The sequence below is a fragment of the Arundinibacter roseus genome (assembly GCF_004348825.1).
GTDB lineage: Bacteria > Bacteroidota > Bacteroidia > Cytophagales > Spirosomataceae > Arundinibacter > Arundinibacter roseus.
Genome location: NZ_SMJU01000005.1, coordinates 306,713 through 327,593 on the forward strand (window position 1 = coordinate 306,713; position 20,881 = coordinate 327,593).

The 20,881-nt window shown below is 46.9% G+C and carries 19 protein-coding genes; 17 read left to right on the plus strand and 2 right to left on the minus strand.

Features of this window, described 5'->3' with window-relative positions:
* Window positions 1-12 precede the first annotated feature (12 nt).
* The 12 genes from EZE20_RS09575 (at window position 13) to EZE20_RS09630 (ending at window position 13,782) form a co-directional block, all read left to right on the plus strand.
* Window positions 13-3,168 carry a T9SS type A sorting domain-containing protein gene (locus tag EZE20_RS09575; protein ID WP_132116935.1) on the plus strand — a complete coding sequence of 1,052 codons (3,156 nt, stop codon included), beginning with the start codon at window positions 13-15 and terminating at the stop codon, window positions 3,166-3,168.
* Window positions 3,169-3,295: 127 nt separating this feature from the next.
* Complete coding sequence (locus tag EZE20_RS09580) at window positions 3,296-5,428, plus strand: sialate O-acetylesterase (protein WP_207104702.1); 2,133 nt, start codon at window positions 3,296-3,298, stop codon at window positions 5,426-5,428.
* Window positions 5,429-5,616: 188 nt separating this feature from the next.
* Window positions 5,617-5,991, plus strand: a complete 375-nt coding sequence (locus EZE20_RS09585; RefSeq protein ID WP_132116939.1) for an NADH-quinone oxidoreductase subunit A — start codon at window positions 5,617-5,619, stop codon at window positions 5,989-5,991.
* 35 nt (window positions 5,992-6,026) lie between these two features.
* Window positions 6,027-6,569 carry an NADH-quinone oxidoreductase subunit B gene (locus EZE20_RS09590; protein ID WP_132116941.1) on the plus strand — a complete coding sequence of 181 codons (543 nt, stop codon included), beginning with the start codon at window positions 6,027-6,029 and terminating at the stop codon, window positions 6,567-6,569.
* A gap of 6 nt (window positions 6,570-6,575) precedes the next feature.
* Complete coding sequence (locus tag EZE20_RS09595; protein ID WP_132116943.1) at window positions 6,576-7,076, plus strand: NADH-quinone oxidoreductase subunit C; 501 nt, start codon at window positions 6,576-6,578, stop codon at window positions 7,074-7,076.
* Window positions 7,077-7,096: 20 nt separating this feature from the next.
* Window positions 7,097-8,326: an NADH dehydrogenase (quinone) subunit D gene (gene nuoD / locus EZE20_RS09600; protein ID WP_132116945.1), complete on the plus strand. Its 1,230-nt coding sequence runs from the start codon at window positions 7,097-7,099 to the stop codon at window positions 8,324-8,326.
* A 50-nt stretch (window positions 8,327-8,376) separates the two neighbouring features.
* Window positions 8,377-8,874: an NADH-quinone oxidoreductase subunit NuoE gene (nuoE, locus tag EZE20_RS09605; RefSeq protein WP_132116947.1), complete on the plus strand. Its 498-nt coding sequence runs from the start codon at window positions 8,377-8,379 to the stop codon at window positions 8,872-8,874.
* A 24-nt stretch (window positions 8,875-8,898) separates the two neighbouring features.
* Window positions 8,899-10,239: an NADH-quinone oxidoreductase subunit NuoF gene (gene nuoF, locus EZE20_RS09610; protein WP_132116948.1), complete on the plus strand. Its 1,341-nt coding sequence runs from the start codon at window positions 8,899-8,901 to the stop codon at window positions 10,237-10,239.
* Window positions 10,240-10,333: 94 nt separating this feature from the next.
* Window positions 10,334-11,446, plus strand: a complete 1,113-nt coding sequence (locus EZE20_RS09615) for a 2Fe-2S iron-sulfur cluster-binding protein (RefSeq protein ID WP_132116950.1) — start codon at window positions 10,334-10,336, stop codon at window positions 11,444-11,446.
* 57 nt (window positions 11,447-11,503) lie between these two features.
* Window positions 11,504-12,583 carry an NADH-quinone oxidoreductase subunit NuoH gene (gene nuoH, locus EZE20_RS09620; protein WP_132116952.1) on the plus strand — a complete coding sequence of 360 codons (1,080 nt, stop codon included), beginning with the start codon at window positions 11,504-11,506 and terminating at the stop codon, window positions 12,581-12,583.
* A gap of 27 nt (window positions 12,584-12,610) precedes the next feature.
* The gene (locus tag EZE20_RS09625; protein ID WP_132116953.1) at window positions 12,611-13,207 is read left to right on the plus strand and encodes a NuoI/complex I 23 kDa subunit family protein; all 597 of its coding nucleotides are present in this window, start codon (window positions 12,611-12,613) and stop codon (window positions 13,205-13,207) included.
* Window positions 13,208-13,263: 56 nt separating this feature from the next.
* Complete coding sequence (locus EZE20_RS09630; RefSeq protein WP_132116955.1) at window positions 13,264-13,782, plus strand: NADH-quinone oxidoreductase subunit J family protein; 519 nt, start codon at window positions 13,264-13,266, stop codon at window positions 13,780-13,782.
* 81 nt (window positions 13,783-13,863) lie between these two features.
* Here the strand turns inward: EZE20_RS09630 and EZE20_RS09635 are convergent, their stop codons facing one another.
* Window positions 13,864-15,468, minus strand: coding sequence for a GMC family oxidoreductase (locus EZE20_RS09635; protein WP_132116957.1), 1,605 nt, complete (start codon window positions 15,466-15,468; stop codon window positions 13,864-13,866).
* A 182-nt stretch (window positions 15,469-15,650) separates the two neighbouring features.
* Between EZE20_RS09635 and EZE20_RS09640 the strand changes: the two genes are divergently transcribed.
* From EZE20_RS09640 to EZE20_RS09650, 3 genes are all read left to right on the plus strand, one after another.
* Window positions 15,651-16,634: a GlxA family transcriptional regulator gene (locus EZE20_RS09640; RefSeq protein WP_132116959.1), complete on the plus strand. Its 984-nt coding sequence runs from the start codon at window positions 15,651-15,653 to the stop codon at window positions 16,632-16,634.
* A gap of 119 nt (window positions 16,635-16,753) precedes the next feature.
* Entirely contained in the window at window positions 16,754-17,551 is a 798-nt protein-coding gene (locus EZE20_RS09645) for a CPBP family glutamic-type intramembrane protease (RefSeq protein ID WP_165933450.1), read from the plus strand.
* Between the two features lie 122 nt (window positions 17,552-17,673).
* On the plus strand, window positions 17,674-18,456 hold the full coding sequence (locus EZE20_RS09650) for a glycerophosphodiester phosphodiesterase (RefSeq protein ID WP_132116964.1): 783 nt from the start codon (window positions 17,674-17,676) through the stop codon (window positions 18,454-18,456).
* Window positions 18,457-18,522: 66 nt separating this feature from the next.
* On the opposite strand, the gene EZE20_RS09655 is transcribed toward EZE20_RS09650, so the two are convergent.
* Window positions 18,523-19,047 (minus strand): NADPH-dependent FMN reductase, encoded by a 525-nt coding sequence (locus EZE20_RS09655; protein ID WP_132116966.1) that lies wholly within the window; start codon window positions 19,045-19,047, stop codon window positions 18,523-18,525.
* Between the two features lie 157 nt (window positions 19,048-19,204).
* On the opposite strand from EZE20_RS09655, the gene EZE20_RS09660 reads away from it, so the two are divergent.
* Window positions 19,205-20,440 (plus strand): sulfite oxidase, encoded by a 1,236-nt coding sequence (locus EZE20_RS09660; RefSeq protein ID WP_132116968.1) that lies wholly within the window; start codon window positions 19,205-19,207, stop codon window positions 20,438-20,440.
* A gap of 19 nt (window positions 20,441-20,459) precedes the next feature.
* The gene (locus tag EZE20_RS09665; protein WP_132116970.1) at window positions 20,460-20,870 is read left to right on the plus strand and encodes a hypothetical protein; all 411 of its coding nucleotides are present in this window, start codon (window positions 20,460-20,462) and stop codon (window positions 20,868-20,870) included.
* The last annotated feature ends 11 nt before the right edge of the window (window positions 20,871-20,881 follow it).

The window sequence follows — 20,881 nt, forward strand, 5'->3', positions numbered from 1 at the left end:
AGTTAAGATGGCATGAAATTTACCATTTTTTTAGCCGTGATATTTCAGGCTATACTGGTTGTGGGCGAGGTAATGGGCCAAATTTCTATAAGTGTTCCCACCAATCGAACTGTATTACAAAGAGACAAAAATAACGCAGCAACCGTTTACATCCGTGGCGCATATTCTCAGCCCATAGACCGTATAGAAGTGCAGTTGCGCGCCATAAACGGAGGAGCTACTTCTGATTGGATCACTATTCAGAACAATCCGCAGGGAGGTACCTATTCTGGTCAGTTAGACTGGACTGGCGGCTGGTACGAAATGGAAGTAAGAGGACGGCGGGGAGATCAGGTTGTGGGTAGCTCTACCCTTCAGCGCTTCGGGATTGGCGAGGTTTTTCTGATAGCCGGTCAGTCCAATGCGCAGGGCTATTTCAATTATGGCGGCCCCGGTGCCTCTGATGATCGGGTGAATTGCGTAAATCATTATAATTCAGGCTCTATTTCTGAACTACCTGCTCCCCAATTTATTCATCTCAATTCTGATTCATACATTGCGCCTCGCGGCAATTCGGCATGGAGTTGGGGCCGTCTCGGCGACCGGCTTACGCAGCGTTTGGGTGTACCGGTTCTGTTTTACAACGTTGCATGGCACGGATCAGCCGTACAAAACTGGCGCCAAAGCATTAATGGGACTGCTTATTCGGTATACAATGGCGAGCCATTCCAGCCCTCCGGTATGCCTTATGGCAACCTACGACTTTCGCTTCAGTATTATATTCCAATCACAGGACTAAGAGCGATTTTGTGGCATCAGGGTGAAGCCGATAATTTTACAAAAACGTCCCAAAGTTCGTATACAAATGATCTTCGGGCCATTATAGACCAAACCCGGGGTGAAACTGGCCGGAATATTTCCTGGGTTATTGCGCGTTGTTCATACGACAATCAAAGAGGATCTGATGCGGCGATAATCAATGCCCAAAACGAAACGGTTGCCAACACTTCCAATACCTTTTATGGCCCCGAAACGGATCGTATTCAGGCACCGAGACCCGACGGAGCTCATTTTCAGGACGGTGGGCTTTATGAACTGGGCGATGCCTGGAATGACGCCCTGACGGACGACTTTTTTTCCCGCTCAGAGCCATTTCGTTCAGCGGTAGCTCCTCGAATTACGGTAGCATGCGCCGACAACAACTCGGTTTCACTTACAATTGAAGGAGAAAATATTAACTCGATTCAATGGAATAATGGCCGCACAGATTCGAAAATTTGGGTAGGTGGAGGTCGATATGTTGCCCGGGTGCGCGATTCGTTCGGAAATATTCTGAGTACACCGGAATTACAGATTCCCGATCAGGTTCAACCGTCCGTTCCAACCATTAACCTTGACGGCAGCAACACACTTTGCCAGGGCAGTACTCTTGCACTCACCGCTTCAACGTCAGAAAATATTCGATGGAATACCGGACAAACCGAACAACGCATTACCACCAATGCTCCCAATACGTTTTGGGTAAGTACTCAAAATGTATATGGCTGTGAGGCAGTTTCTGCGCCGGTTACCATTGGCATATTTTCAACTCCGCCGCCGCCTCGCCCTTCGGTTAGTGTGCAAGGTGCCACAACGTTCTGTCAGGGTGGTAAGGTAGAACTTCGCTCAAATGCCGAAGTTCGCAGTGCGTGGTCTAATGGACAGGAAGGTGCCGTGCTAACGGTTACCCAAAGCGGCGATTATCGTGTACGGGCTATTGACCAAAATGGTTGCCCCTCGCCAGATTCTGACCCAATTTCTGTGACCGTAAATGCCTTGCCCGTTAAACCAACCATAGCCACAAGCCGCAACCCAACCTTTTGTGCAGGAGAAAACGTTCAGCTAACGTCTAGCTACACCACCGGAAACCGTTGGAACACGACCTCCGCCGAACCTTCGATTGTGGTTAATCAATCAGGAGAATTTTCAGTAAGCGTAACCGATGCCAACGGCTGTGTCAATACATCCGATGTGGTCCGGGTGCGGGTTAACCCCTTGCCAGAAGTACCAACAATTGCGGCACTTCGCCCAACGACCTTTTGTGACCGCGACTATTCTTTGTTGAAAGCCAGTCCTGCACATTCTTACCAATGGAGCAATGGAAGCAATCAACAGGAAATCAATGTCAAAACCCCGGGAAATTATTCCTTAACCACAACAGATGCCAACGGCTGTACTTCACCGGCTTCGGCCCCTATACAAATACTTGTAAATCCGCTTCCGGCACAGCCAACGATTGAGGCAGTTGGACCTACGACCTTTTGTGCCGACCAAAGCATCACGCTTAAAGCCCCTGCATCAGCGGGTTATGTGTGGAGCAACGGAGCTACTACTCAGGAATTATCAACCAACATAGCCAATTCGTATTGGGTCGTAACTCGAAATGAATTCGGATGCAATTCGGACCCTTCCCCATCCATAAGCCTTACCGTGCTTCCATTGCCGCAAGCACCAACGACCTCTGCTCTTGGGCCGACGGTCTTTTGTGATGGAGATCAGGTTGAGCTCGTAGTTAATGGCACAGAAAATACGATTTGGAATACGGGGGCCACGGAAAAAGCAATTACAGCCACAGAATCAGGCAATTACTCAGCCCGAGTCATTGGCACGAATGGTTGTTTTTCACCTTTTTCAACACCGATTCGGCTGGATGTCAAACGAACGCCCCCACAACCGACGATCGTTCAGGCAGGTACGTTTACCCTGGCGGTAGAGAATGGAATTCCTCTGGAAGAATATGTCTGGAAAAAAAACAATACGCAACTCCCTGACAAATCAGCGGCCATTAAAGTAAACCAAACCGGTACGTTTTCAGTATACGGTATAGTTGAATACAGCGCTACTTTGAGTTGTTTGTCCGAAGAATCCGATGTTTTTACATTCGCACTTCCACTAGATGGCTCAGACGGAGTGAGTATTTATCCAAATCCAACAACTGACGGACGATTGACCATTGAAACGCTGGAAAATCTGGAAAATACAGTCGTACAGATTTTTGATGCCAAAGGCGTACAAGTGCAGCATTTCAATATCCTGGTCATGAACGAACGGAAATACCTGGATTTATCCTTGTTACCGAATGGCATATATTTTGTTCGTCTCATTTCAGGTACACTCAGTAGCGTAAAAAAGGTCATTATTCAGCAATGAGGAAATGATACTTACCAAAAAAATAATCTGTATAACCGAAGCAAAAATAATCTGCTAATTTTGCATACATCTTACATGCAAAAAAAGTGGACAATCTTGTATCGGTCCAAAACCCATGCTCTTGTTCTTGAATCTATACTTTACCACCGCCCAAAGAATGCTCACCAAGTCTTTTACCTCTATTTTTTTGAATGCCTGGTTGTTATGCGCTACCTGCGCAATGGTTGCTCAGGCCCAAATTACGATCACCTCACCCACAGATCGTTCAGTATATCAGCGCGATATTACCGGACAAACGACTATTTCAATTTCCGGAACTTATACCCAACCCATCGATAAAGTGGAGGTTAGAGCAGTTCCGGTAATCCCCGGCCAGGGAATTGCTACGGAATGGAGTACGTTACAGAACAACCCTACCGGAGGTATTTTTGTGGGTACGCTACGCCTTCAAGGCGGCTGGTATACGCTTGAAGTGCGGGCGCTGCTGGCAGGAAGCATCATTGGCCGGGACGTAGTTTCACGGATGGGCGTGGGAGAGGTATTCATGATTGCCGGACAGTCCAATGCTCAGGGACTTAGTAACGCGCCCGGCCCCGCCGCAACGGATGACCGCGTAAATTATATCGTTTATGACAACACAGTTAACTCGATACTTGACCCCCCGGCCCCAACATTTGCTCATCTCGAATCCAATGTAACAGTAGGCCCCCGTGGCCAAACCGCCTGGTGCTGGGGAATTTTAGGTGACTTATTAACCCGAAAGTTAAACGTACCCGTTTTGTTTATTAACACTGCCTGGGAAGGTACATCCGTACGAAACTGGGCCGAAAGCGCTGCCGGCAAAAGTACCATTAACTATTACGGTGGTTTTCCTTATCCTGCCCGAATGCCGTATGGAAACATGCTGATTTCAACGCAGCACTACGTACATCAGTTGGGTGTTCGAGCCATCCTTTGGATGCAGGGAGAAACCGATACAACTCCCATCAACATGAGCGCGCGGGAATATCAGGACAATCTTCAATTTGTCATTAATAAACTTAGCGGAGATACGGGCAAGCGTATCAACTGGGTTATTGCCCGAACTTCCCGCACAGTCTCTCTCTCTGGCGAATCGATTACAAGTCAGGCGGTAATTAATGGCCAAAATGCCGTACTTAATACGACCTTTAACAGTACTTTTCCCGGCCCCGAAACAGATAATTTTCTTCTTCCAAGACCCGATGGCCTTCACTTTGTAGGGCAGGAAGGAAACCGTCTGTTGGCAGAGCTTTGGAATAACTCGTTAAATACTACGTTTTTTTCGACCATTACACCCGTTACCCCCTCTCCTATTCCGGCTTTGACAACCTCCTGCGGAACTGATAATGCAACTGTAACTTTAACGCTGCCGGACGGATATTCTTCATACACCTGGTCTACCGGGCAAACCGGTAAAACAATTGCAGTATCATCGGCCGGAACCTACCGGGCTACTTTGAAAGATGCCAGTGGGAATGCCCTTCGGAGTCCACAAATTACGATTCCGGGTACCGTGAGGCCGGTAAGGCCCGTGATTATTCCGGGAGGTCAGCAGCAGGCATGTGCCGATTCCGGGCTTCTTTTGGCTGCGTCGGGCGGCACCGACTATTTTTTATGGAGCAATGGTTCTACCACAAAATCACTGAAAGCGCTGCAAACAGGAAATTATACCGTGAAAGCCCGCAACGTGTTTGGGTGCGAATCAGAAGTCTCTGCTCCGGTAAATTTGACGGTTCGGCCTGCGCTGAGTGCGCCTGTGGTTGAACAATCCGGCCCATATAGCCTGAGTGCAGCTATTTCTGAAACCGGACTAAACGAAAAATATGAATGGAGATACAATACGGGGTTTCTTAAACCTGAAACACCAGCCGTTAAAGTAACCGAAACTGGCAGCTATTCGGCCAGAGCACGAGCCGTGTTTACCCTCGGCTCTACAAACTCCTTGACCTGCTATTCCGCTTATTCTGCTCCTTTCCCTTATACCATATCCGAAGGAGATGGGGTTGTTATTTTTCCAAATCCCAGTCGAGGAGGCGTTATTGCCATCGAAACCCGGGAAGACCTTACTAATGCGGAAGTGGCTTTCTACAATATTGACGGCACAATTATACGAACCCAGAAATTTCCAATTCTTAACGAAAGACGAACCATCAACGCCGGTACACTTCCAACCGGCACCTACATTGTCCGTGTAAGAGCTCCCGGCCTGGACGTGACCAAACGTATTGTTATTGATTGATAAAATGTAATTTCAACAAGGCTCCTGAGTTCAGGAGCCTTTCTTATGAATTTTCCTGTCAAAATTCGGGAATCCAGTCATTTGGTTGGTAAATTTGCACCTCGTAATTTTGAACACCGGGATTGGCAACCTGAATCCAGCAGTGCCTGAACAAATCCCATTAACAATCCGTTGAAAGCACGATTATCATGAATACAAACTATCTTCCATCCGATTTTTTACCCATTATCGTACAGTTTGTACTGGCGGCAGCGTTTATTGTTGTAACAATGATCGTAACGCACCGCATTGGCCCCAGCCGCAAAAGCAAAGCCAAGGACGATCCTTTTGAGTGTGGAATTGAGGTAGTTGGAAATGCCCGTACCCCCATTTCGGTAAAGTACTTCCTGGTAGCAATCCTGTTTGTACTTTTCGATGTCGAGGTAATTTTTATGTATCCATGGGCCGTAAATTTCAAGAAGCTGGGCATGCTCGGTTTTATCGAAATGGTTCTTTTTATGGCTCTTCTTCTCGCCGGCTTCTATTACATTCTTCGCAAAGGAGTATTGAAGTGGGAAGAATAGTCCTTATTTATTTTTTAGACATTGATTGATCCTATATGAAATCCGTTGAGATAGTTAAAGCTCCCGAAGGGCACAGTGGATCCGGTTTCTTTGCCACTTCTTTTGATGAAGTCATTGGTATAGCCCGAAGCAACTCGCTATGGCCGTTACCTTTTGCTACGTCCTGTTGCGGTATTGAGTTTATGGCCACTATGGGCTCTCATTACGATATTGCACGCTTTGGCTCCGAACGCCCAAGCTTTTCACCTCGTCAGGCTGACATTCTGATGGTGATGGGGACAATTGCAAAAAAAATGGCCCCTATCGTAAAACAGGTGTATCTTCAAATGGCCGAACCCCGCTGGGTAATGGCCATGGGTGCCTGTGCATCAAGTGGTGGTATTTTTGATACATACAGCGTTTTACAGGGTATTGACCGAATTATACCTGTTGATGTATACGTACCCGGCTGCCCGCCACGACCCGAGCAGGTAATTGATGGCCTGATGCAGATTCAGGAACTTGCCCGCAACGAATCGCTGCGCCGCCGCAATTCGGATGAATACCAACAGTTGCTTCAGTCCTATAATATTCAATAGCCCCCTATGCTCAGTAATCAGAAAGTAGCCGAAACCCTCGTTAAAAAATTCGGGGATGACGTGTTTGATTTTGAAGAACCATACGGATTATTAACCCTCTCGACCACCCGCGAGCAGATTTTACCCATGCTTGAATTTTTATTCAATCATGAAAAAATCAAGGGAAATTTTTTGACTGATCTCACAGGAGTCCATTTTCCAGACTGGAAAGGACAGGAGTTTGCCGTAGTGTACCATGTGCATAGCCTGGTTCATAACTTTCGGCTGCGAATCAAAGTTTATCTGTCTGAGGCAGATCTGCATATTCCAAGTGCGACACCGGTGTATTCATCTGCCAATTGGATGGAACGCGAAACCTACGATTTCTTTGGAATTATCTTTGATGGACATCCCAACCTGATCCGGATTCTTAATATTGAAGAGATGGATTATTTCCCGATGCGGAAACAATATCCACTCGAAGATGCGACCCGTGAAGACAAACTAGATGCGTTGTTTGGACGCTGAGACCCACAAAAAAGAGATTCATGGCAGATATAGAACTAGTCCCTAATGCAAAATCCCCCGCGCGGATCGGCCAACCTGAACTGGTTGGTGAACTGACCACGCTGAACCTAGGCCCAACCCACCCGGCTACCCACGGCATTTTCCAGAATATCCTGCAAATGGACGGAGAAAAAATTGTGAGCACCGAGCAGACCATCGGGTATATTCACCGGGCTTTTGAAAAAATTGCCGAACGCCGCCCCTACTACCAAATTACGACGCTTACCGACCGCATGAATTACTGCTCGTCGCCAATTAATAACCTTGGCTGGCACATGACGATGGAGAAATTTCTGGAAGTAGACGTTCCCAAGCGGGCACAATACATCCGGGTCATTATGATGGAGTTGGCCCGAATTGCCGATCACCTGATCTGTAATGGCATTTTGGGAGTAGATACCGGCGCATTTTCAGGCTTTTTGTACCTTTTTGAAAAACGCGAAGAGATTTACGAAATATACGAGGAAGTTTGCGGCGCACGCTTAACTACCAATATGGGCCGCCTTGGCGGTATGGAAAGAGACTTGTCCAGTGAGGCTATTCGCAAACTTCGGGCTTTTATCAAGTCGTTTCCACCCGTGATGCAGGAGTTTGAAAATCTGTTTAACCGAAACCGGATTTTCATGGATCGCCTGATTAATGTTGGTGCGATTTCGGCAGAACGAGCTTTGAACTATGGCTTTACCGGACCCAACCTGCGCGCTGCGGGAGTTGATTACGACGTTCGGGTAATGAATCCTTACTCTTCCTATGAAGATTTTGATTTTATAATTCCTGTTGGCCAAAGCGGCGATACCTACGATCGCTTTATGGTACGAAATGCGGAAATCTGGGAAAGCCTCAAAATTATTGAGCAGGCTCTTGAAAACCTTCCGCAGGGTCCCTATTATGCCGATGCTCCCGAATATTACCTTCCTCCCAAAGATGAGGTATATTCCAATATGGAAGCGCTCATTTACCATTTCAAGATTGTTATGGGAGAAATTGACGCACCTGCCGGCGAGATTTATCATGCCGTAGAAGGCGGGAATGGTGAGCTTGGATTTTATATGATCAGTGATGGCGGACGAGCGCCCTACCGGCTGCATTTTCGTCGTCCTTCGTTCATTTATTACCAGGCATTCCCCGAGATGTGCATCGGAAGCACGTTGTCGGACGCAATCGTAATTATGAGTAGTTTGAACGTAATCGCAGGCGAATTAGACTCCTGATCCCGACTGGAACCCTCCGACGGGAAGTTTGCCAATTTCTAGAAAATCAAATGACCGAGATACCAACCACTAGTGCATTTACGCCAGAGCGACTGGCCAAAGTTAAGGAGATCATTGCCCGCTATCCCGAAGGACGGCAGAAATCCGCCCTTTTACCCGTTTTGCACCTGGCTCAGGAGCAGTGGGGATGGCTGAGCAGCGAGGTGATGGATCAGGTGGCTGAGCTGCTCAGCATCGAACCCATTGAGGTCTACGAAGTTGCTACCTTTTATACCATGTTTCACCTGCAACCGGTAGGCAAACATGTCATCGAATATTGCCGCACAGGGCCGTGCTGCCTGATGGGAGCCGAAGGCGTCTATGATCATTTGCAGGCACGCCTGGGAATCAAAACCGGGCAGACGACTCCGGATGGACTTTTTACCCTAAAAGAAGTTGAATGCCTCGCCGCCTGTGGCTGGGGACCGGTGTTCCAGATCAGGGAAAAATACTATATGAATCTGACCAATGAAAAGGTAGATTCTATCCTAGATGAATTGAGTAAATAGCTCTCCGCAGAAAAAAACAGACTAATGGCAATAAAAATTCTGACCGAACATAGCCACATTCCCGGCATTGAGACTTTTGACGTGTATCGCAAAAACGGTGGATACACTGCGCTTGAAAAAGCGATCAAAACTATGTCTCCTGAGGAGGTTGTGGAAGAAGCCAAAAAATCGGGAGTACGAGGTCGCGGTGGTGCGGGCTTCCCGATGGGTATGAAATGGGGCTTCCTGGCAAAGCCCGAAGGCGTGCCCCGGTATCTGGTATGCAATGCCGACGAATCGGAGCCCGGCACATTTAAAGATCATTACCTGATGAAAACCATCCCTCATTTATTAATTGAAGGGATGATTATATCGAGCTATGCCCTGGGAGCAAACAAATCTTTTATCTACGTACGGGGCGAGCTCATGTATGTGATTCAGATTTTGGAAAAAGCAATCGCAGAGGCAACCGCCAATGGTCTCCTGGGTAATAACATTCTGGGTTCAGGCTATGACCTTGAACTCGTTGTACAGCCCGGAGGCGGTGCTTACATCTGCGGCGAAGAAACCGCCCTGCTTGAATCACTCGAAGGGAAAAGAGGAAATCCACGGAATAAACCCCCTTTCCCGGCGGTTAAAGGGCTTTACCAAAGTCCAACAGTTGTTAATAACGTAGAGTCAATTGCCAATATGGCCTGGATTATTAACCACGGAGGAGAAGCCTATGCTTCTGTCGGTATTGGCCGCAGCACAGGTACCAAGCTAATTTCGGCCTCGGGACATATTAAAAAACCGGGGGTCTACGAAATTGAACTCGGGCTTTCGGTGGAAGAATTTATGAATTCGGACGAATACTGCGGTGGCATTCGGGACGGGCATCATCTGAAAGCCCTTGTGGCCGGAGGTTCTTCCGTACCGATTATTCCTGCACATCTTGTCTATAAAACAGCGAATGGCGAAGATCGGCTCATGAGCTACGAATCGCTGTCGGACGGCGGCTTTGCAACGGGCACAATGCTAGGTTCGGGTGGATTTATTGTTTTTGACGAAACCGCCTGCATCGTGCGCAATACCTGGAATTTTTCACGCTTTTACCACCACGAATCCTGCGGGCAATGCAGTCCGTGCCGTGAAGGTACTGGCTGGATGGAAAAAGTATTGCATCGCCTTGAACACGGACACGGAAGCATGCACGACATTGACCTGCTGGTAGATGTCGCTAAAAAAATAGAAGGAAATACTATTTGCCCCCTTGGCGATGCAGCCGCATGGCCCGTGGCAAGTGCAATCCGGCATTTCCGGGAAGAATTCGAGTGGCATGTTTCGCATCCCAAAGAAGCTACTCTGCCCGGAGCAGTGTACAAAGGAGCAGCCGTATTGGCCTAGGTTTTAAATTTTGAATGATCTAATCCGTGATTGAGTGAATAAGAGTAGTAAAAAACATCTTTCCCTCATTCTGTCATTCTCTCATTACTGAAACATGGAAGATAACAAACCGCAAGTAATCAAAATAACCTTCGACGGAATTGAGGTCGAGGTAGAACCGGGAACGACGATCATGCAGGCCGCCCGACGGATTGCCGAAGCCGATTCCAGTCAGCATCATTTGGTACCTCCTGCCATGTGCTACTATGAGCCCCTCAAAGGCAGTGGTGGCAAATGCCGGGCCTGTCTCGTGAAGGTGGCGCAGGGCTCTGCCAAAGACACCCGCCCGATGCCTAAGCTTGTGCCTTCCTGCATTACTCAGGTACAGGACGGAATGGTGGTTGAGAATGTGACCAACCCCGCCGTGCTTGAAGAACGCAAAGGCATCGTGGAGTTTTTGCTTCTGAACCACCCGCTCGACTGCCCCGTGTGCGATCAGGCTGGCGAATGCCATTTACAGGATTTTGCCTTTGAACATGGCTCCGCCAAAACACGCTACGAAGAAGAACGCCGTACGTTTGAAAAACAGGACATTGGGCCGTACGTACAGCTTCACATGACCCGCTGTATTTTGTGCTATCGCTGTGTATATACAGCCGATCAGATTACAGACAAGCGCGTTCATGGCGTGTTGGGCCGGGGCGATGCTGCCGAAATTGGTACGTATATCGAGAAAGCAATTGATAATGATTTCTCAGGAAATGTGATTGACGTGTGCCCCGTAGGTGCACTAACAGACAAAACGTATCGCTTCAAAAATCGCGTTTGGTTTTCCAAACCCGTAGATGCACACTGTCAATGTGATAAGTGTAGTGGTCGTGTGACGCTTTGGTACCGTGGAGAAGAAGTAATTCGGGTAACGGCACGCAAAAACGAATGGGGAGAAGTAAAAGAGTTTATTTGCAATACCTGCCGTTTTGAGAAGAAAAAAACCAGCGATTGGGTCATTGAAGGCCCAACCAAAGTACAGCGCAGCTCAGTAATTTCTGCCAACAAATACCGTGCAGACGTAATCAAAAAGCCTGATTTTGCGCTTAAACTCGCTGCTTCACAATACAAGCCCATAGACGATTCCCGGCCTTACATAACGGATGATCAAACGATTCGTGAGCTGAGTATTGAAAATAACAACAAAGCCAATCAACGCTCACTTGCCGAAAAAAACTAGTAGTTCTGTTTTAGATAAATTTCTCTAACGGGTAGGCAGCTACCCTCCTATACGAAGATGGAGTTAACCGCATTTATAATTAAGGCTATCATTATTCTGGTCATTTTTGGACTTACATTGCTTATAGCCATGTATTCTACCTATGGCGAGCGCAAAGTAGCAGGCTTTATTCAGGATCGTCTGGGGCCCGACCGCGCCGGCCCCTGGGGTCTTTTGCAACCGCTGGCCGATGCCGGAAAAATGTTTTTTAAGGAAGATTTTATCCCCGCACAGGCCAACAAATGGCTGTTTATTGCTGGTCCTTGTTTAGCCATGCTTACTGCCCTAATGGCAAGTGCTGTTATTCCTTTTGGCAGCACCTTGCGCTACGACGGCATTGAAGTGGCCGTTCAGGGCGTAGAGGCTAACATCGGGATTCTCTACATTTTTGGCGTTGTTTCGCTGGGTGTCTACGGAATCATGGTTGGTGGCTGGGCTTCCAATAATAAGTTCTCACTGTTAGGTGCCATTCGTGCGGCTTCACAAAACATCAGCTACGAAGTAGCCATGGGACTTTCCATTGTGGCCATTCTGATGATGAGCGAATCGCTTTCGGTAGGTTCAATCGTAGCACAGCAGCACGGAGGCAACTGGAATATCTGGTATCAGCCACTGGGCTTTATTATTTTTCTGACCTGCGCTTTTGCCGAATGTAATCGTACGCCTTTCGATTTGCCTGAGTGCGAAACTGAGCTCGTAGGTGGTTACCACACCGAGTACAGTAGCATGAAGCTGGGCTTTTATCTATTTGCCGAATATATCAATATGTTTATTTCGTCAGCGGTTGTGTCAGCTCTTTATTTTGGTGGCTACAACTATCCCGGAATGGACTGGGTATATACGCAATTAACGGCTGCTTTCGGAGATATAGCCGGGCACAATGTAGCTACCTTGCTGGGTACAGCGGTGTTCTTTGGTAAGGCTTTATTTGGCGTATTCTTTTTCATGTGGGTACGCTGGACGCTCCCCCGCTTCCGCTACGATCAGCTCATGAACCTTGGATGGAAAGGGTTAATTCCTCTGGCCATTCTTAATATTTTAATTACAGGCATTGGCGTGTTGTTTATTCAACCCAGCCTGACCGCCTTCCTGAAATAATCCTGACACGAAAAAACGAGTAGTGCCATGCAACAACTGACCAATCGCTCCAAGCAAGTAAGTAATAAAGAAATGACGCTGGCCGAGCGGATTTATCTGCCGGCTATCGCCCACGGAATGGCCATTACGATCAAGCACTTTTTCCAAAAGAAAGTGACCATCCGGTATCCCGAAGTGAAACGATATCTGGGCCCCGTGTTCAGAGGCCGCCATGTGTTGAAACGGGACGCCGATGGCCGCGAACGCTGCACTGCCTGTGGCTTGTGCGCCGTGGCGTGCCCCGCAGAGGCCATTTCGATGGTTGCTGAGGAACGTCAAAAAGGCGAAGAACATCTGTATCGTGAAGAAAAATATGCGGCTGTGTACGAAGTAAATATGCTTCGCTGTATATTTTGTGGACTGTGCGAAGAAGCCTGCCCCAAGCAAGCCGTGTACCTGCGCCACGATGAATTTGTACCAGTTTTTACCGAACGTGATCAGGTAATCTGGGGAAAAGATTTGTTGGTAGAAGATATGAACAACCGCTACCTTCGTGAAGCATGGACCAAAGAAGAGGCCCATGCGCAGGATTTGAAAAAAGCAGCCGGAGCAATCAGTCACGTAGAACCACGGGCCATTCCCTGAGTCTGCCTTTTTGTAGCAGGTATCAACAGTTCTCGTTTTTTTTAATTGAATTTCCAATGAATCCGACACTCTCATTTTTTTACTTTTTGTCATTTCTGACTATCCTGAGCGCCATCATGGTTGTGGTGTCCCGGAGCCCCATCCATAGCGTTCTATATCTGATCCTGACATTTTTTTGTTTGTCGGGCCATTACATTTTATTAAACGCGCAATTTCTGGCGGCAGTAAATATTATCGTTTATGCGGGCGCAATTATGGTACTTTTCCTTTTTGTAATCATGTTTTTGAATATGAAAGAAGAAGAAGAAAAATTCCGCGGGAACGTCACCAAAATTGCGGCGGCTATTGTTGGCGGCACCATTTTCATCATTCTATTTGGTGCATATCGCAAGACTCAGGTCGGAACGTATAATCCTTATGAATTCAAATCACAAACCGGCATGGTCGAAAGCCTTGGAATGGTGCTGTTCCGGGACTATCTCCTTCCTTTCGAGCTTGCATCTGTACTTTTCCTGATTGCGATGGTAGGTGCTGTCATGTTAGGAAAAAGAGAAATTGGCGAACGTCATTTTTGATCAAAAATATTTTTTTAAGTAAAAAGGTAGCGATCAGCTTGAAACTGACTGCTACCTTTTTTTATAGGAAAATCTTGATTATTAGCTATTAATAATCAGATCCGCTCCTTTTTCACCAATCATCAGGCAGGCGGCATTGGTATTGCCGGCCACAATCCGTGGCATAATGGAGGCGTCCACCACGCGTAGCCCTTCTATGCCATGCACGCGTAGTTTTTCATCTACTACCGAACCTTCATCCTGACCCATTGTACAGGTCCCTACCGGGTGATAGACCGTTTCAAGGCTTTGTTTAATATGCAGAATTAACGCATCATCGGTGGCACAATCGGGCGGGGCAATCAGCTGCTTGCGGTAAGGTGCAAACGCATCAGCCCCCATAACCTCAATGGCGCTTCGGGTTCCTGCCAAAAGCGTCGTCAAATCTGCTTCATGCGATAAAAATCGGGGCTGAATTATGGGCGCTTCCGCCGGATTGGCGGAGCGAAGGGCTACAAATCCACGACTTTCTGGCTTTAATAGCGTCGGTAAAATAGTATAGCCGTTGGTAAATGGAAAAGTTTTTAGATCATACAAATCCGCTTTATAATCGTTACCCAAATGAATGGGCGTAAAATGAAACTGAAAGTCCACCGGATCCGGCGAATCAGTCAGTTTTAGAAAAGCTACCGCTTCCAGCGGGCTTATAGTCAAAGGCCCTTTTCCAAAAACAGCATAGTTTAAAGCCCCCTTGATTTGATTAATCATCCTCAGTTCGTTGTTGGCCAACGGAATAGTTGCAAGCGAGCTAACGGCCAAAAACAAATGATCCTGAAGATTTTTTCCCACACCCGGCAAATGCTTTTTGATAGCTATTCCATGTGCTTTTAACTCCTCTTCGTCACCAATACCCGACAACATCAACAGCTGCGGAGAATTGAACGCTCCTGCCGACAAAATCACTTCTTTGGCTGCAAATGCCTGCTCAACGGCAGACCTCCCTACCGTAAACTCAACTCCCGTAGCCCGGTCATTTTCGATCAAAACCCGCCGGGTTAAGGCATGCGTCCGTACCGTCAGATTGGGTCGTTGAAGTGCTGGTTTGAGAAAGGCCGTAGCAGCGCTGTGCCGCTTTTGATTCTTGATTGTAAATTGAAATAACCCGGCTCCCAGTTGCAAAGCACCGTTATAATCTTGATTTTCAGGAAGTCCTTTTTCAATACACGCCTGCACAAAAGCATCAGCCACGGGCGTACGATACCGTTGTGCAAACGTAACGTTTAACTCGCCGCCCTGCCCATGAAACTCATTTTTCAGTTGCTCGTTATGCTCTGATTTAATAAAATATGGAAGAACGTTTTCATAGCCCCAGCCATTGTTTCCGGCGGCAGCCCAGCCATCAAAATCTGCGCGATTGCCTCGTACATAGGCCATAGCATTGGTAGAGCTACATCCTCCCAGTGTTTTACCCCGGGGCAAATAAATTTTCCGGTTCAGCACATGGGTTTGTGGCTCCGTCTGATAGCCCCAGTCCACCTCGGTGCGATTGAGTTTGGAATAGGCCGCCGGAATCTGTAATTCCAGTTTTTTATCCGGGCCGCCTGCTTCCAGAAGCAGCACCGAAACAGAGGGGTCAAGTGAAAGTCGGTTGGCTAACACGCACCCGGCCGAGCCTGCACCAACAATGATGTAATCAAATTTTTTCATAGGAGGAAACGCATGCATTCTGAGTAAAATTACTCTCCAAAGGCTGATTACGACACCAGTTACCCATCCTTTTACATACAAAAACCGGCGGTCTATGCGAGAAAGAAGGAGAAAGAATCTATTTTTGAGGATAGTATAAGCTTCCTAATTATTCGTAACCAGAAAGACTATTTCCTGAATCCATGAAACATATTACTATTCTCGTTTTGGAATCCTGCGTGCTGGAAGCCGTAGCTGATCCACGCTACATGTTTACAGCCGTAAACCAATTTCTGGAAGCCAATAATCAATCCCCGCTTTTTCAGATTCATATGGTAGGTATGACACCGGAAGTCAATCTTCAAAATGGACTTTTCTCCGTGCATACCGATAAATTGCTTGACGATATTCAGGACACTGACCTGATCATTATTCCTGCCCTGTTTGGCGACATGACCTCTGCACTGGAACAAAATCGCCGCGTAATTCCCTGGATTGTGCAGCACTATGACCGTGGCGCCGAAGTGGCTTCTCTTTGTGTAGGTGCCTTTTTGCTTGCCTCCACAGGTTTGCTCGACGGAAAGCGCTGCTCGACCCACTGGGCCTACGCCCGTGAATTCAGGCAGATGTTTCCGAAAGTTGAACTGGTAGACGGCAGTATCATTACGGAGGAAAAACGGCTCTATTCCAGCGGCGGCGCACTGTCTTACTGGAATCTTTTGCTATATCTGGTTGAAAAATATACCGGTCGGGAAATGGCTATTCTGGCTTCCAAATATTTTGCCATTGATATTGACCGCGACAATCAAATGGCTTTTACCCTCTTCAATGGGCAAAAAGATCATGAGGATCTGGAAATAAAAAAAGCGCAGGAATACATTGAGAAAAACTATACCGAAAAAATTAGTGTAGATGAGCTGGCAGACCTGGTAGCGCTGGGGCGCCGAAGTTTTGAACGCCGCTTCAAAAAAGCTACCAACAATTCAGTAATGGAGTACATTCAACGCGTTAAAGTGGAAGCCGCCAAGCGTAGTTTTGAAAGTACTCAAAAGAATATTTCCGAAGTTATGTTTGATGTAGGCTACACCGATACGAAGGCTTTTCGGGAAGTATTTAAAAAAATAACCGGGCTCACGCCCCTGGAATACCGAAACAAATACCACAAGCGCCCGGCAATGGCTGCGTAAGTGTATTCGTTTTCTTTTTTACTAAATAATCTCTTTTAACAATTTCAAAACAGGACTCCGACATCGAACCCTATTCCGCCGCAGCTGCACCCAGCCCGGACACGACTCACAATCCCCGATTGAAAATCTGGAACTTATGGGTGATTCTGTTGGCCAATGGCGCTTTTGCCCTACTTACCAATCTGCTATTTTTTTTTGATGGCATTCCCCTGTTCAAAAATTCCACAAGTCGCTGGGCACTGATTTTTCTTGGCTTGCTGATTTACAGCTTACAGGCAGGGCTAATTTTTGTATTGGTCCGAAAATTTGCATTAAACCATTGGCTGCAAAGACCGTTTCATGCCGTACAGTGGCTGTGGGCGCTCGCTGTGGGCCTGACGCTATGGTTGTTGACCAATGCGTTCCTGTTTTTCAAACTTCCCGAAGCTACATTGCGGCTTAACTCCGGACAAAGCTTTTGGCGTTTTTTCACGACTTTCCTTCTCAACTCCATTCCCGGAGCATTAATTGAGGAATTCCTTTTTCGCTACCTGCCCGTTCGTTATGCGCACATGATGCAATTGTCAAGAACCAAAACGCTGCTGCTCTTCATGGCCGTTGTAGTCTTTTTTACAATTACCCACATTCCGGCTTATTTATGGCAATATAAGTACACACTTTGGTCTCTCTGGAATCCATTCACGATGGGTATTGCGTTCTTTTTTGTCTATTACGCTACGCGTAATCTGGCTTTTACTACCCTCTTTCATGCCTTTCACAACAACTCATGGTACCTTTTCGGTCATGCCGAGCATAAAGATTATTCGTTCATTATCCTGGTCAGTATTTTTTGGTTTTTACTGCGAACAAGGACGCAGGCTACGCTTTGGCAGGACGATGAATCGCACGAAAGCCCGAACCCAAAAGCATCAGTATAATCAATAGTGGTGATTAATAATATAACCTTTATACAGTAGAGGCAGTAAAAATTCCTGCTTTTGGGTTCATTTGTATGGACAATCTATTTACTTCCTGTATCATAATTTTACTCATTGACCCCATGAAAATGTACGTTGCTTGTGTTGTTTTAGGATTAAGCGCGCTGGTAGTTCTTCCCGGATTTATAGGAAAAGAAACCTCTAAAACTCAGGTTATTGCGCACCGTGGAGCCTGGAAAAAACAGGGGCTTCCCCAAAATTCACTGGCCGCGCTCGACAACGCCATTCGATTGGGATGCTTTGGCAGCGAATTTGACGTTCATATGGCAGCTGACATGGGGCTGTTTGTAAGTCATGATCATGTTATTCAGAATGTTGCTATCGAAAAAAGCACTTCTGCGGAGCTTGCCGCCGTCAAATTAAGCAATGGTGAATCGCTTCCGACCCTTGAAGCGTACTTGTTACAAGGTAAAAAACAGAAGAAAACCCGGCTGGTTCTGGAAATAAAACCTTCGCAACTTGGAAAAGAGCGCTCTCTTTTATTGGCTCAAAAGTGTGTGGAAATGGTTCAGAAAACCAAAACTCAACGTCTGGTCGACTACATAAGTTTTGACTATGAAGTCTGTAAAAAGGTAAAAGAACTCGATCCGAAAGCGCAGGTTGCTTATCTAAATGGCGATAAAACTCCCGCCGAATGTGCCGCTGACGGATTGGACGGGCTGGATTACAACCAAAATGTGTATAAGAAAAAGGAAGAGTGGATACAGCAAGCGCAACAACTTAACCAAACGCTGAACGTCTGGACGGTCAATACACAGCAACAAATGGAATGGTTTGTAGAAAAAAACTTTGATTTCATAACCACCGATGAGCCCGAACGTCTGTTGGAAATGTTAAAAAAATAGCCCGAAAACAGGTGAGTAAACACGCAGCTGCATTCTGGGCTATTGATTAAAATTCACTCTTTTTACCTAGAAATCAACCAAGGATTTTACTTGTTCATTCACTAATTGTCTGATAAAACTATCGGTAATCTGGCCTTCTGCAAAGTTTTTTTTCATGAGCGGAATCCGTACTTTCTGGGCAAGCACATGCATGCCTAAATAATTAAAAACATCTGTCAAATGACTCAGACCTAGCGCGTTGCCTTGTACGCCATCCGAGAGCCCCACGAGTGCGCATTTTTTATGAATCAACGAATTTGGGTAGCTTAGCCCGTCGATAAACGCCTTAAATACGCCTGGATACGAATTGTTATATTCAGGAACCACAAATATAAACTTCCGGGAAGTATCCATCCGGGCCCGCATTTGATTAAAGGCTTCGTTACGCCCGGAATTTGCGTAAAGTGCCGAGGTTGTAAAATCAGGCGGGAGATCTACCAAATCCAGAATCTGGCAGTCAATTTGATTGGATTCGAGAATAGTCTGATAGAAATTTGCGACTTCACGAGATTTGGATAGAGGGCGATTGGTACCTACAACAATGGTAATCATACAAGTTTATATTTTTTATATAAATAAAAACTACCTCTAAAAAGTTTTGATTATACGTGAATAAATCCGGCGAGCCGCTATTCGCTGGCAATTGTCCTCCGCCAATTGTAACTTGCCTGTCGGACCCAACCTATTCAACTATTGATTATTTATTCCTATGTCTTTACCTCATCATGACCGTCGTGGTTTTATAAAAAAAAGTGTTTTGGCATCTCTTGCCAGCGTTTTGGGCACCGAACTTGTATTTGCCGGGTCTATGCCTGCTGGTTACACACCTTTGGTACTTTCAGCTCTTGAAGGGGAGCTTCCGACAGGTAAGCACAAAGATTTGATTATACGCAGCGATCGGCCCTGGAACGTAGAAACTCCGGCGCATTTGCTGGATGATGCCATAACGCCCGCCGACAAGATGTTCATCCGAAACAACGGAGCTTTACCTACCGACATTGACATTAAAAACTGGACACTAACCATTGATGGTGAGTCGGTTAATTCCAAAAAAACCTTTACTTTACAAGATCTAAAAACGAACTTTAAGCACTATACGTATCAACTTACTTTGGAATGTGCGGGCAATGGCCGCAGCGGTTTCAATCCACCTACATCCGGCAATCAATGGGCCGAAGGAGCCGTAAGTTGTGCGGAGTGGACGGGTGTGCGCCTGCGCGACGTCCTCGAAAAAGTGGGACTCAAACCCGACGCCGTGTATGTTGGGTACTACGGAACGGATATTCACCTGAGTGGTGATCCGGGGAAATCAACAATTTCGCGTGGAGTGCCGATGCGCAAAGCACTGGAAGACGAAACACTTCTGGCATGGGCAATGAACGGCGCGGATATTCCCCTAATGCATGGACATCCGTTGCGGTTGGTCGTTGGTGGTTGGCCCGCCTCTGTATCAGGCAAATGGCTGTCGCGCCTGTCGGTCAGAAACATTATTCATGATGGTGAAAAAATGGGTGGAGATAGCTATCGGGTACCTGCGTTTCCGGTGGAACCCGGCGCCAAAGTGGCCGCTGCCGATATGAAAATAATAGAGTCGATGCCCGTAAAGTCTGTCATTACCTATCCTCGTTCGGGGGCGATTCTTGAACTGGGAGACGAACTCCCCCTGAGAGGACATTCCTGGGCGGGCGATTTGTCGGTTAAAGAAATGATGATTTCGATTGACTATGGCGCTACCTGGCAAAAATGCTCTTTACAGAATCCGAAGAATCGTCTGGCGTGGCAACACTGGTCCGCCTCGGTGCGTTTTCCTAAAAAAGGCTACTACGAAGTTTGGGCCAAAGCCACAGATAGTGAAGGCACTTCACAAACGATGGTGATGCCCGCCTGGAATCCGAAAGGCTACATCAATAATGCCTGCCACCGGATTGCGATAAAGGTGGTTTAACTACATACTGATTCTAAAAATGAACAGAATTCGACCGATACAAATATTTTGCCTGATGGCAGTAGGTATGCTTTGGATGGCGGCTCGTCAACCCGTAAGCAATACGGTACAAAACCACTCAATAAAGACAGACACCTTGCGTGGCCTGGACCCCGAAACCGGTTTTGTAATAGCGCAGGGACTCGATTTGATGCGGGCACACTGTACCGGTTGCCACTCGGCAAATCTGATTACCCAATACAGAGCTACTCGTGAAGTTTGGCTGGAAAAAATTCGATGGATGCAGAAAACCCAAAATCTGTGGGAGCTGGGTGAAGCCGAACCAAAAATTCTGGATTATCTGGCTAAACACTACGGCCCGGTGCAGACGTTTGATCGCCGGCAGCCATTGAAAACTACCGAGTGGTATTCGCTTCCGAAAGGAAACTAAGCAGCAGACGG